The organism is Streptomyces sp. NPDC018964 (assembly GCF_044390325.1).
Taxonomy (GTDB): domain Bacteria; phylum Actinomycetota; class Actinomycetes; order Streptomycetales; family Streptomycetaceae; genus Streptomyces.
This window is the reverse complement of the sequence record NZ_JBIRYZ010000001.1, coordinates 291,543-308,695: the sequence shown is the minus strand read 5'-3', so window position 1 is coordinate 308,695 and position 17,153 is coordinate 291,543. Positions and strand designations below refer to the sequence as shown.

Sequence of the window (17,153 nt, the reverse complement as noted above, 5' to 3'; positions counted from 1 at the left end):
GTGGTCGGGGAATGAGGCACGATTCGTCCGAGGACAGTGGGATCAACCCGTGGCGGCCCGCTCGATCAGGTCCGCGGCCGTGTGCAGTCCGTCACGCGCCCGGATCGTCTCACCGGTCTCGGTCAGGGTGCGTCGCAGGGCCGTGTCGCCGAGCAGGCGGTCGATCGCGCCGTGGAGCTGGGCGTCGGTGAAGCGGTACGGGTCGAGCCGGACGCCGTAACCCAGTTCGGCCATGCGCTGGGCGTTGTCGTGCTGGTCCCAGAAGAGCGGCAGCAGGATCATGGGCTTGCCGAAGTGGAGGGCCTCGGTGGTCGTGTTGTTGCCGCCGTGCGTGATGACGAGGTCGACGAGCGGGAGGATCCGGGGCTGCGGCAGGAACTCCTCGCCCCACATGTTCGGCGGCAGCTCGATCTCCTCGTGCAGCGGGCCTTTGGAAACGATGTAGCGGTGCGGGGTGCGGGCGAGCGAGGCGATGACCCCGCGCATGAGGTCCACGTCGGCCGAGCCGAGCGATCCGAGACTGAAATAGATCAGCGCGCCGCCGCCGTCGGCCAGACCGGGCGGCAGCGTGAACTCCTCCCGCGTCTCGCGGACCGACGAGTCCAGCCGGTGCCAGGTGGGGCCCAGCGGGCGGGCGTCCGTGTAGTCGGCCGCCTCGGGATAGACGTACAGGTTCAGGTCGCCCTCATGGATGAACTCCAGGTCGGGCAGCGGACGCGCGCCCTGCTCGGTCACCCAGGCACTGAAGTCGCTCCACAGGCCCCGGTGCGTGCGGTCGTACGCGGCGCGGAACGCGTCCCACTCGCTCCGGTCCCCGGCCGGGTGCCCGGAGAACGGCGGCGGAACGCGCTCGCCCTTCATCTCCAGCGGGTTGCACGAGACGATCCGCACGAAAGGAACACCCGCCGTGGTCAACGCCGGGAAGCACACGACGTTGTCCTCGACGATCACATCCGGCCGGACCTGGTCGATGATCTCCTTCAGCCGCGGTTCGCAGTACCGGGCGCCGGAGATCAGCTCCTCCCACACCGGCTTGATCCAGGTGCCCAACTGCTCGATGGTCGGCTTCCGGAACTCGGGTGCGGTGTCGCGTATGAAGTCTTTCCAGAACTGGCCCGCTTCCTGGGGCTGTTCGGGCGGCGGGGCCAGATCGACCAGTTCCTCCTCGAAACCGAACGGCGTGAGACGGCCCTTCCAGGACGCTTCCGCGGCGAACACCACACGGTGCCCCCGGCGGCGCAGGACGTCCCCGATGCCCACGCAGTTGTTCGTCGGCCCATACGCGCTCTCCGGTGCGAAGAGGACGGTCAGGGGCCGTGCCGGTCCTCCCGTAGGCGACAAGCCCAACTCCTTTGATCATGACGGGTGTTCCGAAGTCTCGCACCGAATCCGGATGCCGGGCAAGACCACCGGAACCGTCGTCCTCGGACCGCCGCTCGTGGTCGCGGGCCGGCCGGTGTGAGCGCAACTGCCAGGTGGTCGGGCCGGTCCCACGGTGAGGTGCTCGCCGTGCGGGCGAGTCCCGTTCCGCGCGGCCTCCCGCCGAGGCCACGCATGGAGCGGTGGGCTTCGGCCCATGCGTCATTCCGCTCGGACAGGAACGCAGCTCGCGTTACGGTGAGTGACGATCATCGATGCCCGCCGTCAGGGCCGCAGCCGACCGTACCGGGGACGTCCTTGTTCCCCGGTCGGCACGAGCTCCTCCGGTGCTGGTTCGGTGCTGACCTCGGTGGGGCAGCGGCGGGAAAACAGCAGGTCGTAGTTTTGATCGGATGAGTTGTCGTACCACTAGATGGTGGTGCCGATGAGGGACGCGGCGACGATGCGCTTGAGGTTGTCCGGTGCTGGTGGAGCGGTTGCGGGCGACGACATCGGCACCACTTACTGGGGTGTGACGGAGACGTTCGCGTGTCGCCGCACCGTAGGAATCCGCAGGTCAGGCGCACATGTGGCGGGACACCATAGTCCGAGGGCCGGCTATGCGTGCGGCCACCATGCCGGCTCATGCAAAGACGTCTCAGGGGAGCGAGTCAGTGCACGCGGTCTCCGCACTCCGCCGGAAACAACAGGGCGCCTGGCGGCAGTTCGCCCGGATCCCGGGCGATCACCCGCAGGCACGCTTCGCGAGAGCCCTCCTCGGGCGGGTATGCGAGGGTGAGTTCGCTCAGCACGGTAATGGTGCCGGCGAGATGCATTTCCGCCGCATGCGCGCCGTCGGGGAGACGGCCGGCCAAGATGCCGAAGGCCGCCGTGTCACTGCCGTGGGCCACGCACTCGCGGATCTCGAAGCGCCAGTGCGCGGCCGCGTCGGCCAGCAATGACTTGCCCCTCCTGCCCAGCCCGACAAGGAATTCGGTGCGGGCTCGCAGATGGTGGGCGATGGCACGGCAGACGGGGACCGCGGTGCCGTCAGCAGCCACCACCCGCGTGTACCCGGCATGCGGACAGCACGACAGGGCCTCGTCAAGCAGCCCCAACGCGGTGTCCCTTGCCGCCGCATGGCCCTGCTGGGCGATGTCCAGCAGCAGTGGAGCCGCAACCGCAGCCGCTGGGAACACAGCGGCACTGTGACCATGGACGATCCCACCGCCGCCGAGGCGCGAGCCGGCCTCCGCCGCCTGTACCGGGTTCGCTGCCTTGGCCAGGTCATGCAGACCGCGGGCGGCACGATCCGGTTCGTACCAATGGGGATGGCCCGGTATGGAAGCCCAGTCCACCGCGTCGATCCCATGCAGCACAGCAGCATCCTCGCACGCGGCCGTTACCCACCGTGCAGGCTCCAACGAGGCTGGAAGGTTGTTCTGCCGGAATTTCCATGCGCTGTTCCGTGACCCCACAAGGCTGACGGTCATGTTGCGTCAGGGCCGGTGCCGATGGCACCGGCCGAGCGAAGTGAACGCCCGAGATCTCCGGTGAGGATGCGCGGGTGTCGCCGCCACCACCACAGGTCGGGGCCGGGCAGCCGGTGGAACTGGTCGAGTGCATGGCCGTCGTCGTCGACGGTCGCGGCTCTGTACCGGTCGTCCAGAGCTTTGATCTGTGGGGTCCAAAGCTGGACGACGTGTTCGTCCAGCAGGAGCCACGCCTCGTGCAGCCAGTCTCGGCAGGAGAGGTCATTGGTGTACTCGTGGATGTCGTCGCCGTAACCGCGCTCGACGGCGCTCACCAGGGCGGCCCACGCGTTCACCCTTTCCGCGACCGTGAATGCCGTCCGCCAGCCGCGCCGGCGCAACAGCTCCCCCACCTCGGTCTCCGTGGCCACGGGCGGAGGATCTCATACGGAAGCCGTCCGGACGATCGAGATACGTTCCGCCAGAGGCTGCGGGCCCTGAAGCGTGATCAAGGCGAGACGATCTTGCCGTGGCTGGTGTGATCACGGCGTCGGGACCTTCCTGGACGGCCCCGTTCACCGGGCTGGGACCACGACAGTTCACGAAGCCGGTGGCCGCGTACGGGCGGACGAACCTCACCTGCGGCAGCCGGCCCCGTTGTCCGGGGTCTCCAAGTCCGCCGCGGACCGGATCGTCGCCGGCCTCACGCCCGGCTGCGAGCACCGGGCGAACGCGCCTTCGCCCGCCTCGGGCAAGGGCGGACCCTCCGCAGGGCCCGGTGCGGCACCGACCGCATCGGTCGCACGGTCACCGCCGTTCACGCCATCGAGATCGCCCGACGCTCGGGACGAGAAGCGTTCACTCGCGCCTGCCGTGCTCCTTGAGCCACCGCAGCAACGCCGCGAACTGCGGGGACATGTCCGAGTCCGACTGGACGAGAACGGACGAGTGGCCGCCCTCCTCGACCGTGATCGAGTAGCTCATGGCATCCGGCGCGCGCCTGTGGGGCTCCCGGTCTCCCGCGGCCGTCGCAGCCGCCGGGACGGCCGCGGCCACCAGCCGGGACAACTCGGCCGCAGCGCTCTCGGGCAGCGCGTCGGTGTCCACCGTGTTCGGCGGGAGGCCGGCGACGACCGGCGCCGCCAGCCCGCCGCGCGTTGCCAGCGTTACCCTCATGACACCTCTCAGCCGTCCACCGCTCCCGCAGGGGTACCCGACGTCAACGGCCGGCCGCCACGCGCCCCTTGAGCGCGGCCACGTCCCGGCTCAACTCCTGCACCTGGCTCGTCAGCGCCCTGACCGTCGCGAGGGCGTCCCCGTTCTGGCCGGCTGTGAGATTGCGTGCCCGCGCGAGCCCGGCCGACACCCCGGTGATCGAGATACCGACCTGCTGCCACGCCCCCAGCACGGCCATCTGTTCGGCGCCACCGGTCTCGTACAGCTCCCCGGCCTTCCGGTACGTGGTGTCCGCGAACTCCTGGAAGCGCGTCTCGCTGGTGGACGCCTTGAGGGCTTCGTACCAGATGAGTCCGGGGGCCTCCCACGAGTAGCCGCCGATGGTCGCCGCCGTCAGGTAGAACGCCTTGTTCGGGATGCCGGAGTTGTAGTGCACGCCGCCCCAGTCCCCCTCGTAGGTGTCCGGCATGTTGAGGTACTTGGACATGTGGTCCGGCTGCGGGTCCTTGCCGAACAGTTCGGTGTTCCACGCGTGGCCGGGAGCCTTCATCGACCGCAGCGCGTCGGCCTCGATCCGGGGCGTGAAGACCTCACGGCCGATCAGCCAGTCGGCCTGCTCCGCGGTCTGACCCAGCGTCCACTGATCGACCATCGCCCCGAACACGTCCGACACGGACTCGTTCAGGGCTCCGGACTGGTTGTGGTACTCGAGCCCCGCGGTGTGCTCGGTCACCCCGTGCCCCATTTCATGGGCGATCACGGAGATCGAGCCCGTGAGGTCGGAGAAGATGCGACCGTCGCCGTCACCGAACACCATCTGGCGTCCGTTCCAGAAGGCGTTGGCGAACTCGTAGTCGTAGTGGACGTATCCGTCCAGGCGCATCCCGTGACCGTCGATCGAGTTCCGGGCGAACACCCGCTGGAAGAAGTCCCGGGTCTGGCCGAGCTTGTCGAACGCCCGGTTGACGGAAGCGTCGGCCGACTCCGGTCCGTCCTCGGACCGGACCATGACCGCGAAGGGCAAGGACGTGGTGTTCCGGCAGTCGTAGATCGTCCTGCGCGCGTTGCCGGGAGTGGCGGCACCCGGGAAGGCTGCCCGGACCGCTCGCTCGCCCCGCAGGTGGGCCGTGGTGAGCAGGGTGTTCAGGGCGGCCTGGCGGACCTCGCCGTCGTCGCTCTTCAGCAGCCTTTCGAGCAGATACGGAGGGGTTATGCACTGGTGTCGAAGTTCGCTGGTCATCGAGGTACTCCGTGATGCGGAGGGTATGTTCCTCGCCATGAGGGCGCACGGCTCCGCACGCGGTCCGCCCGCGCCGGACGGGCGCGTTCGTCGGGGAACGGCCGGGCCCTGCGCCGCTGGGCCCGGCAACCGTTTCGCCCGTCGCGGCGTCATGGTGTGATATGCCTTATATGTCCATAGTTGCACGTTCCGGGTGCGGCGTCACATCGCGTTTGCCGGTGTGGAGCGGCCTCACGGTTGCGTCTTCACACAACACGCCCCGGCGGTGAATTCGCTTTCCTCGTACGTTTTCAGATCGGCCGTCAGTTCCCGCCTCCGCTCGGCCGCCCCCGCTGTCGGTGCCACAGGGTCGGGTGGAACGCCGAGCGCCCGATGCCGGTGGGCCGCTCGATCCGCTCGCGATACGGCGCCCAGGCCTCGCGCGTCCGGTCGGCATGGTCCCTGCGTGCGGCTGGGCGGAACCGGGCGATACCGCGGGGGTGAGAGGTCACCGGCCCCTGCGGCTTCACTGGATTCAATCCGAATAGGAATTTTGCACCCTTTCGGGAGGTGTGAAAAAATTGAGGTAGTTCCTGGCGGGCCCGGCTGCCTTCACCGAAGGCAGGGCTCCGATCGGAGGTGGGGAACATGGCGGCCGCCGATCCGAAAGCCACCCATGGAATGCTGGTCGTGGGGGAGGAGACGGCGTACCTCTCCCACCTGCCGATGTTCATGCGCCCTCACGACTTCCAGGTCCTGCTCGAGGCCGCCTTCACCAACGACGCGGGCGATGCCCAGCAGGTGTACGCCGACGACCGGCGGACGACCGGGACGGCCGTCTACACCCTGAAACCCGAACGCTTCGTCCTGACCGAACTCGTCGGCGAGGACGGGCAGCCCGTGCGCACCTCGTTCACCGGCACCCTGTTCCGCGGTCACTTCGAACGCGACGGAACCGAACTCCTGGACCGGGTGACGGTCGAGGTACGGCACGTCGTCCACTTCCGGCGTTTCGACCACCACGCCGTCCGCCCCACGGAGCTGACCTACCTGGCCTTCGGCAAGGGGGACGAGCGGTTCCTCGCTCACCTCGTCACCCTGCCCCCGGACTTCGACCACGTCGTCGCGATGCGGCAGGCCCCCGGTGCCCCCGGTACCGAGCTCACCGACGACGTGCTGCGCAACGGGCCGGCCCTCACGATCACCGGGAGGCCCGACGGTCCGGGCGACAGACTGCGGGAGGGAGACCAGGTCGCCGTGGGCCTCGTCGGCGACGGGTCGGCCGGAACCGGCCTGCGGCTCGTCACGGGACGGGAGTTCTACCTCGAGGAAGGCGAGCTGGCGGAAGGAGGGCACGCACATTGAAACCGGCGTCACGGTTCGCCCCCGACGGAGCGGACCTCCGGCCCGCAGGCGCGCCCGCTCCCTCGGACGGCGACGCGGTGCCGCGTACTCACCGCCTTGGTGGAGGCCGGTGACGGGCTCACACGGCCGGCCCCCTCCGCCTGACGTCCCTCACGAGGCCGGCGGCTGGGGGTCCCGGACCGGTTGGACGTCCGTGTTGTTCGGCCCGCCCACCGAGCTCAGGACGCTTTGCGCCTGGTTGTCGACGAACTTGGTGAACAGCTGCTGGGCGTAGCCGAAGATGATGGCCCAGGCGATGATCTGCGCCGACGAGTCGAGGGCCTGCAGGCCCGGGACGAACTCCCCGCGGATGAGGAGCAGCCCCAGCACCGCGGTCAGCGCGCCCGTCGGGAGCTTGAGCAGGGCCAGCGCGACCGGCACGTTGTACGGGGTGGACGTGCCCTTGATCCGTCGCAGGGACGCGGCGGCCGCCACCGCGGCGGCGATGACGCCGACGAACTCCACGACCGCGTAGTCCCAGGAAGAGGCGACCTGCGCCTGCAACGCGTCGAGGTCGCCTTCCCGGCTCCGCTCGGAGGTGTCGCTCCCGGTGGGGCAGACCACCCCCACACCCTCCGGGCTGAAACACAGCGGCACCGTGTCCGGGGCCAGCACCCCGAAGACGCCCACCAGGGCGGCGATCACGGTCAGAGCGATCGCCACTCCGTAGACCACATAGGTGAAGCTGCGCACCCGCAGCCGCTCCCTCAGATGGGCCAGACGGGCCACGGCCACGCTGTCGACGACGACCTCGCGCTGCGCCGGCTCCAGAGGCGTCCCGCCGCGGACCGACAGGGCGATCTCCTCGACCCGCGCCCTCCTCGCGTCGTCGACCGGGAGGTGCTCCCGGACGAAGGCCACCAGGCCCGGCATCATCGACGTGATCTCGTCCGTCGACGACAGCCGCAGCAGAAGGTTGTGGGCCGCGTCGAAGTGGGTCTGCGCGACGGCCAGGTGAGCCGCGGGCAGCCGCCGGCGATGGTCGTGGCAGAGCGTGTCCCGTGCCGCCTTCAGCTCTTCGTGGGCCCGGTCGGCCAGAGCCTGCTCCTCCCGGGGTACCTGCCCCCGCTCGGCCTTGGCCAGAAGCTGCGCCTCGACTTCGCCGATCCGCGAGTTCAGGCTCTCCCGGAGTTCCCACAAGCCCTTCTCGGGCGTGCCCGTCCACCGGCCGCGGCGCGACCTCTTCGGTCCCGCGCCCGTCACCGGTCGTACGCCGTCGTCGCCGCGGTCCGTGGCTCCTGGCCCGGAGCGCCGGGCGTCGCTCGCCATGGAGCGCCTCCTCCCGTCGTCGGCGTACGGCACCCGCGGAAGGGCACCTTCGACCGGCGGTGCCCGTCCGCCTGCCCGCTCGGTGGCCGGGGCCTTCGCCGTCGTTCACGCCGGACGACGGTTCACCGTCCTCGTCACCCGCCATGTCGGCGTTTCACGGAAAGGCGCCGTCGGGCATGTCGTTCACACGGTGAGGGGAGCGCCGGTCGAGCGGGCCGCCTCGGTGTGGGCGAGATGCCCGACGGCGTCGTGCACCCGCCCACGGGCGTCGACGACGGCGAGGCCCGTCGGCCCTCTCCGCCCCGTCCCGCGTGTCCGGCGGCGCACACCGCCTCCCGGCAGCCTCGCGGACCATCTCGTCGTCCACCGCGCGGGCCCCGGGAGAACCGGGGAGCACGGCCGTCGGCGCCGCTGGGGTGGAGGGCGGCGGCCTCCCACCGGTCGTCGTGGACGGGGGAGCCCGAATTCCCGGGCTCGGTGTCGGTGCGGTGGTGGAGGGAGCCGTCCCGGCGCACCAGCGGCGCGTCGTCGCGCACCGCGACCTCCTTCAGCCACCCCGTCGGACGGCCGGGCCTCGACCCGGAATCCCGGACACGGGCCGTGCGGCCCGGGCCGGGGCGGTCGGGCTTCCCTCCAGCCCTGGACGGCAGTCACCCCGTCCTAGAACGAGGCGGAACGACTCCTCGGCTGTGTCGCCCAGGTGCGGCCGTGACCGCGCACGGTCGTCGCGGAGGGCCCGCCCCGGATCGGGGAGCGGATCAGACGGATGTGCCCCTGTCACGGCCAGTTGCCGCGCGCCCAGTGCAACAGGTTCGTCAGCGCGGCACCGCCGGCGGCGACGTTCTGCCGCGGTTCACCGAAATTGTCCTCGCCCCCGGAATGGGTACCGACGACATAGGGTGACCCGCTGAACCATGCGTACACCGGCGCGCCGCTCTGGCCACCCTCCGTGTCGGCCCGGTATTCCAGTTCGACTCCGGCACCGTCGTTGTCGTCGTCGATGATCGGGTAGTTCGGGTGCATCCAGGGCCGGTTGCCGGAGTCCTTGTCCCACGGATAACCCGGCAGCGTCCAGATGGGCTGATCCTGCCAGGAACTGCTGTACGTGCGGAAGCCGAACCAGCCCAGGTTGTTGCCGAGCGGAACGGCGAGACGCATGACCGCCATGTCGTCACCCTGGGAGTGATTGCTGTATCCCCGTGCGTCGGTCACCCACGAGGCGGCCCACGTGCCGTGGACCGAAGCGCCGTCGTAGTAGGCCGGCACGAACAACGCCTTCCAGTTCGACGAACCCCACGGCACTACGTGACTGGCCGTCATGATCGTGCGGGAACCGAGGAGCGAGGCCGTGCCCCACCAGGTCCAGTTGGGGGTGCCGGCGTTCTGCCAGACGAAGATGCGGCCCACCAGACTGAACGGGTAGGTGTTGGGGTAGTACGGCAGCCGATTGTCACCGTCGATCACCCATTCCGGACGCACCCGCATCCCGTTGCGGCGCACCAGCCGAGGCGGCTCGGCACGGGGAGCCAGGGTCGGCATCGCGGACACGGCGGTCCAGTCCGGAATGTACGCCGAATTGTCGCTCCCCGCGCTGTCGTCGGCTGCCCGGATGCCGGCGACTTCCGACTCGATGGCCTCAGGCGTGACCGGCTCCACCGCACCCACGACGATACCGAGGGTGGTGTCCGGATCGCTGACGACCAGGCGCCCGTCCTCGCCGGTGGTGACCGCGGCGGCAGGATCCCCGTGCTGGGCGGCCGACCCCAGACGGTCGAAGACGAGGTAGTTGCGCGGATCGTTGAGTTCCGCGGGTGCTTCTCCCTGTTGGGGGCGGGATCGCGTGACAATGTGATCCAATGAGTCAGGTTGGTCGTTCGACATGCTTCTCTCCTTCAATCCGGATCGGGGACTCGCACTCTGACGCCGGACCTGATCGACGGTGACCGCTGGGTGATCACGAGGGCTGCGATTTCGCACAGATCCGCAAGGGCATCACTTGTGCAGCGGATCGCGCGCCCGGCATTCCAGTGTGTTGTCGGACTCCGGTTTCCCGCACTTCATCGGGTACGGACGAGTGAACCGTTTCGGGTGTGAACGAGACTCCAATATCGATCTTTCATGAGGGTTCGCCGACGGAGTCGGCGGGCCCTTTCGCTTTCCGGGGCCGATGCCGGGCGGGCCGATGGCCCGGCTGTCGCTTCCGGCCCGCGAAGCGAGGTAGAAATTGGTCATGGAAGGAGAGCGGTCACTCCGCCCGAACCGGCGGTCGCGAGACCGCTTCGACCAACTCGGAACCGGCGGCTCGCGTAGCGGACCGAGGCCGGGGCCGCGCTCACTGCTGAACCCGCGCACCACGGCGGGGCAGGCGTTCCTGCTCCAGATCGTCACCGTGCTGCTGCTGGTCGGAGCCGCGGTGGTGGCCTTGGTGGTCCAGGCCGACGAGGACAGCGAGAGAGAAGCCGAGCACGTGTCGGTGACGGCGGCCGAATCCTTCGCGAACGCTCCGGGCACGGCCGAGGCGCTGGACGCCCCGGATCCGACGGCCGTCCTCCAGCCACGTGCCGAAGCGGCCCGGCAGCGGGCGGGCGTGGACTTCATCGTGGTCATGGACACCCGGGGTGTCCGTCTCACCTATCCCGATCCGGAGGAGATCGGCAAGAAGTTCGTCGGCACCCTCGAACCGGCGCTGGAAGGACGCACCGTCGTCGAGCGGGCCGGCGGACCGGCGCTGCCCGCCGGTGTAGGGGAGGCCGTGCAGGCCGTGGTCCCGGTGACCGGTGCCGACGGCTCCGTGGTCGGCCTGGTGTCCGCGGGGATCACGGTGGAGAACGTGGGCGACATGGTCGACCGGCAGCTGCCGATCATCATCGCCACCGGCGCGGCCGCCCTCGTGCTGTCCACCGCGGGGGCGGCACTGGTGTCGCGCCGGCTGTGGCGGCAGACGCGCGGCATGGGCCCGGAGGAGATGACCCGGATGTACGAACACCACGACGCGGTGCTGCACGCCGTGCGGGAGGGCGTACTGATCACCGGGGCGGAAGGGCGAGTACTGCTGGTCAACGACGAGGCCCGACGGCTGCTGGACCTCCCGGCGAACGCGGAGCGGCGCCGGGTGGCGGACCTGGGGCCGGACGAGGAGACGGCGCGGCTGCTGGCGTCGGACGAGCCGGTCACCGACGCGGTACGTCTGGTCGGGGACCGGCTGCTGGCGGTGAACAAACGGTCCACGGCCCCGTACGGGGGCCGGGCGGGCAGCGTGGTGACGCTGCGGGACACCACGGAGCTGGCGACGGTGACGGGGCGGGCGGAGGTGGCACGGGAGCGGCTGAAGCTGCTGTACGAGGCGGGGGTACGGATGGGCACCACGCTGGATGTGACGCGTACCGCCCAGGAACTGGCGGAGGTGTCCGTGCCGAGGTTCGCCGACGCCGTCACCGTGGAGCTGTGGGATTCCGTCCTGCGGGGCGAGGAGCCGCTCGGCGGGGGCACCGAGCTGCGGCGCACCGTCGTCCACGGCAGGGAGGGCGACTACGGCCTCGCTCCCGTCGGCGAGCCGGTCCGGCTCTCCTCCGCCGGCCCCGGCGTCGCCGCGGCGGCCGACTGCCGGGCGGTCCTGGAGACGGACCTGAGGACGTCCGGCGGCTGGTGGGCGCAGGACACCGAGGACGGGCGGCGGGTGCTGGAACGGGGAGTCCACTCCCTCGTCGTGGTGCCGATGCGGGCGCGGGAGGCGCTGCTGGGAGTGGCCCGCTTCTGGCGGGCGGACGCCTCCGCACCGTTCGAGGAGGAGGACAAGTCCTTCGCCGAGGAGCTGACCGCCCGCGCGGCGACCGCCATCGACAACGCCCGCCGTTACACCCGCGAGCACGCCATGGCCGTCACCCTGCAGCGCAGCCTCCTGCCCCGGGGCATGCCCGAGCAGAACGCGCTGGAGGCGGCCTACCGGTACCTGCCGGCCCGGGCGGGGGTGGGGGGCGACTGGTTCGACGTCATCCCCCTGTCCGGCGCCCGTGTGGCGCTGGTCGTCGGCGACGTCGTCGGCTACGGACTGCACGCCGCGGCCACCATGGGCCGGCTGCGCACCGCCGTGTACAACTTCTCCACCCTGGACATGCCGCCCGACGAACTGCTGAGCCACCTGGACGAACTGGTGGCCCACATCGACACCCACGAGGCCGCCGCCGAGGAGCGGGACGGGCAGGAGATCACCGGGGCCACGTGCCTGTACGCCGTCTACGATCCCGTCTCCGGGCAGGTGACCGCCGCCACCGCGGGACACCCGGGGCCCGCGGTCGTCCGTCCGGACGGGACCGTGACCTTTCCCCGCCTGCCGGTCTCCCCACCGCTGGGCCTGGGCGCGGCCCTGCCCTTCGAGGCGGCGGAGCTGACCCTGCCCGAGGGCTCGGAACTGGTGCTCTACACCGACGGGCTGATCCGGAACCGCCACCGCGACCCGGACACCGGTCTGGAGGCGCTGCGTGCCGCCCTGACCGGGCCCGACCGCACCCCGGAGGCCCTCTGCACGGCGGTGATCGAGGCCATGCTGCCCGACCGGCCGAGCGACGACATCGTGTTGCTCGTGGCCCGCACGCGCCGCCTCGCCCCCTCGGACTTCGCCGAGTGGGACGTGGCCCGCGACCCCGCGGCGGTGGCGCCGGTCCGCGCCGCCTGCGCCCGGCGACTGGCGGACTGGGGTCTGGAGGACATCGGCTTCACCACCGAGCTGATCCTCAGCGAGCTCATCACCAACGCAGTCCGCTACGGCGGCGACCCGATCACCGTGCGGCTGGTGCGCGGCCGGAACCTGATCTGTGAGGTGTCCGACGGCAGCAGCACCTCACCACGCCTGCGCCGGGCCAGGAGCACCGACGAGGGCGGCCGCGGCCTGTTCCTCGTCGCCCAGTACGCCGAGCGCTGGGGCACCCGCCACACCCCCGCGGGCAAGGTCATCTGGACCGAGCAGTCCCTTCACGGCGGTGCGGCGGAAACCGGTGACTTCGGTGCCGCCCTGCTCGACCAATGGGACGACGAGACCCTCTGACGAGGACGGCGCCCGGGCCGGACCCCGGGCTTCTCGTAACGCCGGCACGAGTCCGGTGCTCGTGGGCGACGGGCGGGCCGCCGCCGTACGGCTCCGTCACGAGGGCCCGCGCGTCGGCGGATCCCGCACACGGCCCACCACCGGCACCGGCCCGGAGCGCGGCCGCGCGTGCGGGCTGTGCGCGCCGGGCCCGGGTCACCGCGTCGCTGACGCCGGTGGTGGCGTCGAGCCGCGGCGCCCGGGTACCGGCCGCGGGACACCCGGAGCGGTCCCCAACGCTTCCCCGGAGGCCGCGCCGCCTGTCACACGCGCGGGGGGAGCGCCGGGCGGGGAGGCGGTGCGGCGAGCGGCCCGCCTCCCGAGTCAGCAGGAACTACCGCAGGACGACGAACCGCCGCCGCACGACGAGGAACCGCCGCAGGAGGACGAACCGCCGCACGACGAGGAACCGCTCCCGCAGGACGACGAACCGCCACCGGAGCAGTCGCTCGACGAACCCCCGCCCGTGCCCGTCTCCCACCAGGACGCGGGGGCGGAGGAACCGCCGGCGCCGTGCGCCGACGTTCCGCCGCGCGAGCCGGTCCCGGCACCCGGGCCGAGCACGGTCGCCCGCGTGCCCAGATCGTCCCAGGCGCGGCGCCACGCCCGGCGCACCATCCAGGTGACCACCGTGACGAACGCCAGCACGCACCCGACCACCCACACGAACACGATCGGCATGACCTTCCCCCGTTCCCCCGTTCCGCCGGGCCCGCGCACCGACTGTCCGCAGGATGCCCCGCGCTCCGGTGGCCTGAAGCGGCCTTTGAGCAAGTCCAGAGCTTCGGCCCCCCTGCGGCGACGCCGGCACGACGGAGCGCGTCCCGGTCACCCGTACGCCACGCGGTCCAGGGGCTTGAGACGGTGCTTCCCGGATACTCGGTGGGGCGAGCGCGGACGAACGCGCCCGGTGCCGCGCCACGCGACCACCGGTGACGGCGAGGAGACGGGCAGGGTCCTGGGTCCATGAGCACCACGGAAGAGTCGATCGACGTCGACGTCCCGGTCCACGTGGCGTACAACCAGTGGACGCAGTTCAGGACGTTCCCCCGCTTCATGGACGGCGTCAGACGTGTCGACCAGATCCAGGCGGCGACGACCCACTGGGTGGTCCGGATCGGCCCGAGGACGTACGAGTACGACGCGGAGATCGTGGAACAGCTCCCGGACCGGCTGGTCCGGTGGGAGGTCCGCGACGAACCCCGGCACACCGGCACGGCGACCTTCGAAGGACTCGGCGCGGGCCGCTGCCGGGTGACCCTGCGCGTCGACCTGCGGCCAGGCGGAGTCGTGGGGCGGGCGGCGGCCGCACTCGGCGTCGCCCGCCGGGCTGTCCGCACCGCTCTGACGTCCTTCAAGGAGTTCACCGAGGGGCAGGGCCGCGAGACCGGCGCCTGGCGCGGCGAGATCAGCAGGGGCCACGTCCGGCCCACCGAGGGCCGGAGCCGTCCCCACGTACCGACCTGGCCGATCGGCTGACCGGCCGGACCGGGGCCGCGTGCGGGCGCCGGGGCACGACACGGAGCGAGGAGAACACGTTGCAGAAGCCGTCGAGCGAGGAACCGGCCGACGACCGCCTCGAGGTCACTCCGCCCGAGACCTGGGCGGCGGGCGTACCGGCGGTGTACCACGCGATGAAGTACTCCCTGGGCCAGACGTCGGCCCGGCGCACCGGGCTCACGCTGCTGAACCTCAACCAGGTCCGGGGCTTCGACTGCCCCGGCTGCGCGTGGCCCGAGCCCGAAGCCGGGCACCGCTCCATGAACGAGTACTGTGAGAACGGCGCCAAGCACACCAACGACGAGGCCACCTCACGCCGTGTCACCCCCGATTTCTTCCGCCGGTACCCGATCAGCGAGCTGGCCGGGAAGTCCGACCGGTGGCTCAACCAGCAGGGCCGCCTCACCCGGCCCATGGTCAAGCGACCCGGCTCCGACCACTACGAGCCCATCAGCTGGAGCGACGCCCTCGACCTGCTCGCCGACGAGCTGACGGCGCTGGACTCCCCGGACGAGGCGGTCTTCTACACCTCCGGCCGCGCCAGCAACGAGGCCGCGTTCGTCCTGCAGCTCTTCTCCCGCGCGTTCGGCACCAACAACCTGCCGGACTGCTCCAACATGTGCCACGAGTCCAGCGGCACCGCGCTGAGCGAGACCCTCGGCACGGGCAAGGGCGACGTGTCGCTGCGCGACATCCACCACGCCGACCTCATCCTGACCGTCGGTCAGAATCCGGGCACCAACCACCCCCGGATGCTGTCCGCGCTGGAGGAGTGCAAGCGCCGCGGCGGCAGGATCGTCGCCGTCAACCCGCTGCCCGAGGCGGGGCTGGCCCGTTTCAAGAACCCCCAGCACGCCCGCGGCGTCGTCGGCCGCGGCACACGGATCGCCGACCGCTTCCTCCACATCAGGCTCGGCGGCGACCTCGCGCTGTTCCAGGCGCTCAACCTCCTGCTCCTGGAGGCGGAGGAGGCCGCGCCCGGCACCGTCCTCGACCGGGACTTCATCGACGCCCACACCGAGGGTTTCGAGGAGTTCGCCCGGCACCTGCGCGCCACCGTCTCCTGGCCCGAGGTCGAGAGGGCCACCGGGCTGGCCCGCGCCCGGATCGAGGAGGTGCGCGACATGGTCCTGGGGAGCGAGCGGGTGATCGTCTGCTGGGCGATGGGCCTCACCCAGCACAGGCACGGCGTGCCCACCATCCGTGAGGTGGTCAACTTCCTGCTGCTGCGCGGCAACGTCGGCAGGTTCGGAGCCGGTGCCTGCCCCGTGCGCGGTCACAGCAACGTGCAGGGCGACCGGACCATGGGCATCTGGGAGCGGATGCCGGACCACTTCCTCGACGCCCTCGCCCGCGAGTTCCACTTCGAGCCGCCCCGCGAGCACGGCTGGGACTCCGTCGCCTCCGTCCGGGCCATGCGCGACGGCCGCGCCAAGGTCTTCCTCGGCCTGGCCGGGAACTTCGTCCGTGCCATCTCGGACAGCGAGGTCAGCGAGGCCGCCATGCGCACCTGCCGGCTGACCGCGCACATCTCCACCAAGCTCAACCGCTCCCACGTCGTGTGCGGCGAGACCGCCCTGATCCTGCCCACCCTCGGCCGCACCGAGAGGGACGTGCAGGCCACCGGCGAGCAGTTCGTCACCGTCGAGGACTCCATGAGCCGGGTCCACGCCTCCCGCGGCGTCCTCGAACCGGCCTCCAAGCACCTCCTCAGCGAGGTCGCCATCCTCAGCCGTCTGGCCCGCCGCACCCTCGGCGACAAGGTCCCCGTCCGCTGGGAACGCTTCGAGGCCGACTACGACTGCGTCCGCGACCACATCTCCCGCGTCGTCCCCGGCTTCGAGGACTTCAACACCCGCGTCCGCCGCCCCGGCGGTTTCTGCCTGCCCAACCCGGTCAACGAGGGCGTCTTCCCCACCCCCGCCGGCAAGGCCCTCTTCAGCCGCAACGACTTCGAGGCCCTGACCGCCCCGCCCGGCCATCTGATCCTGCAGAGCCTGCGCTCCCACGACCAGTGGAACACCGTTCCGTACACGGACGACGACCGTTACCGCGGCATCCACGGCTCCCGCCGCGTCGTCCTCGTCAACTGGTACGACATGCGCGAACTGGGTCTGGAGGAAGGCGCTCCGGTCGACCTGGTCGGTGTCTGGGAGGACGGCGTCGAACGCCGGGCGGAGAACTTCCGGGTGGTCGGCTACCCGACCTCACGGGGCTGTGCGGCGGCCTACTACCCGGAGACCAATGTGCTGGTGCCGCTGGAGAGCGTGGCGCGGGAGAGCAACACGCCGACGTCGAAGGGGATCGTGGTGCGGCTGGAGCCCCGGGAGGGGGCGGCCCGTGCGACGGCGCCGGCGGTGGGGGAGGGCGCGCCGTCCTGATCCCGGCCGCACCGCCCGGCGGTGCGCGCGTACCGGAAGACCCGCACCGCACCGCACCATGCCGGTGCGGTGCGGTGCGGTGTTGTCGCCGAATCCGCCCCTCTGTTGACAGGACGTCACACCACTCCCATCATGGGAGCGCTCCCACCGGCGGGTTCCGCCGCGCGAGGCCCGTGCACGACCGCACCGCATTTCCGCACCGTTTCCTGTGCCGCCGGCGCGGAACGTCCTGCCGCCGCACCGGTACTCAGCCCGTCCGGCCGCAGGGTCCGGCACCCGCCGCCCCGCCCGTG

12 protein-coding genes and 1 pseudogene are annotated in these 17,153 nt (G+C 71.1%); 5 read left to right on the top strand and 8 right to left on the bottom strand.

Annotated elements, in window-relative coordinates:
* Window positions 1-42: 42 nt before the first annotated feature.
* The 3 genes from ACH5AO_RS01280 to ACH5AO_RS01270 all read right to left on the bottom strand — a co-directional run bounded on the left by ACH5AO_RS01280 (window position 43) and on the right by ACH5AO_RS01270 (window position 3,262).
* A complete protein-coding gene (locus ACH5AO_RS01280; RefSeq protein WP_398920528.1) occupies window positions 43-1,341 on the bottom strand; it encodes a glycosyltransferase in 1,299 nt (432 codons plus the stop codon).
* A gap of 689 nt (window positions 1,342-2,030) precedes the next feature.
* Window positions 2,031-2,738 (bottom strand): hypothetical protein, encoded by a 708-nt coding sequence (locus tag ACH5AO_RS01275; RefSeq protein ID WP_398920526.1) that lies wholly within the window; start codon window positions 2,736-2,738, stop codon window positions 2,031-2,033.
* A 110-nt stretch (window positions 2,739-2,848) separates the two neighbouring features.
* The gene (locus ACH5AO_RS01270; RefSeq protein WP_398920525.1) at window positions 2,849-3,262 is read right to left on the bottom strand and encodes a hypothetical protein; all 414 of its coding nucleotides are present in this window, start codon (window positions 3,260-3,262) and stop codon (window positions 2,849-2,851) included.
* 98 nt (window positions 3,263-3,360) lie between these two features.
* Here ACH5AO_RS01270 and ACH5AO_RS01265 point away from each other — a divergent pair.
* Window positions 3,361-3,542 (top strand): annotated as a pseudogene (locus ACH5AO_RS01265) (IS5/IS1182 family transposase); the annotation flags it as partial.
* 147 nt (window positions 3,543-3,689) lie between these two features.
* On the opposite strand, the gene ACH5AO_RS01260 reads toward ACH5AO_RS01265, so the two are convergent.
* Together ACH5AO_RS01260 and ACH5AO_RS01255 are read right to left on the bottom strand one after the other, a co-directional pair.
* The gene (locus tag ACH5AO_RS01260) at window positions 3,690-4,007 is read right to left on the bottom strand and encodes a protealysin inhibitor emfourin (RefSeq protein WP_398920523.1); all 318 of its coding nucleotides are present in this window, start codon (window positions 4,005-4,007) and stop codon (window positions 3,690-3,692) included.
* A gap of 43 nt (window positions 4,008-4,050) precedes the next feature.
* Entirely contained in the window at window positions 4,051-5,247 is a 1,197-nt protein-coding gene (locus ACH5AO_RS01255) for a M4 family metallopeptidase (protein WP_398920521.1), read from the bottom strand.
* 627 nt (window positions 5,248-5,874) lie between these two features.
* Between ACH5AO_RS01255 and ACH5AO_RS01250 the strand changes: the two genes are divergently transcribed.
* The gene (locus ACH5AO_RS01250; RefSeq protein ID WP_398920519.1) at window positions 5,875-6,591 is read left to right on the top strand and encodes a hypothetical protein; all 717 of its coding nucleotides are present in this window, start codon (window positions 5,875-5,877) and stop codon (window positions 6,589-6,591) included.
* A 150-nt stretch (window positions 6,592-6,741) separates the two neighbouring features.
* Here the strand turns inward: ACH5AO_RS01250 and ACH5AO_RS01245 are convergent, their stop codons facing one another.
* Window positions 6,742-7,899: a hypothetical protein gene (locus tag ACH5AO_RS01245; protein WP_398920518.1), complete on the bottom strand. Its 1,158-nt coding sequence runs from the start codon at window positions 7,897-7,899 to the stop codon at window positions 6,742-6,744.
* Between the two features lie 777 nt (window positions 7,900-8,676).
* Window positions 8,677-9,780 carry a trypsin-like serine peptidase gene (locus tag ACH5AO_RS01240; RefSeq protein ID WP_398920516.1) on the bottom strand — a complete coding sequence of 368 codons (1,104 nt, stop codon included), beginning with the start codon at window positions 9,778-9,780 and terminating at the stop codon, window positions 8,677-8,679.
* A gap of 349 nt (window positions 9,781-10,129) precedes the next feature.
* Between ACH5AO_RS01240 and ACH5AO_RS01235 the strand changes: the two genes are divergently transcribed.
* Window positions 10,130-12,940: a SpoIIE family protein phosphatase gene (locus tag ACH5AO_RS01235; protein ID WP_398920514.1), complete on the top strand. Its 2,811-nt coding sequence runs from the start codon at window positions 10,130-10,132 to the stop codon at window positions 12,938-12,940.
* Between the two features lie 373 nt (window positions 12,941-13,313).
* Here the strand turns inward: ACH5AO_RS01235 and ACH5AO_RS01230 are convergent, their stop codons facing one another.
* Entirely contained in the window at window positions 13,314-13,583 is a 270-nt protein-coding gene (locus tag ACH5AO_RS01230; RefSeq protein ID WP_398920511.1) for a hypothetical protein, read from the bottom strand.
* Between the two features lie 362 nt (window positions 13,584-13,945).
* Between ACH5AO_RS01230 and ACH5AO_RS01225 the strand changes: the two genes are divergently transcribed.
* Together ACH5AO_RS01225 and ACH5AO_RS01220 are read left to right on the top strand one after the other, a co-directional pair.
* Window positions 13,946-14,458, top strand: a complete 513-nt coding sequence (locus tag ACH5AO_RS01225; protein ID WP_398920509.1) for an SRPBCC family protein — start codon at window positions 13,946-13,948, stop codon at window positions 14,456-14,458.
* Window positions 14,459-14,517: 59 nt separating this feature from the next.
* Window positions 14,518-16,860 (top strand): FdhF/YdeP family oxidoreductase, encoded by a 2,343-nt coding sequence (locus ACH5AO_RS01220; protein WP_398920507.1) that lies wholly within the window; start codon window positions 14,518-14,520, stop codon window positions 16,858-16,860.
* Window positions 16,861-17,153 lie beyond the last annotated feature (293 nt).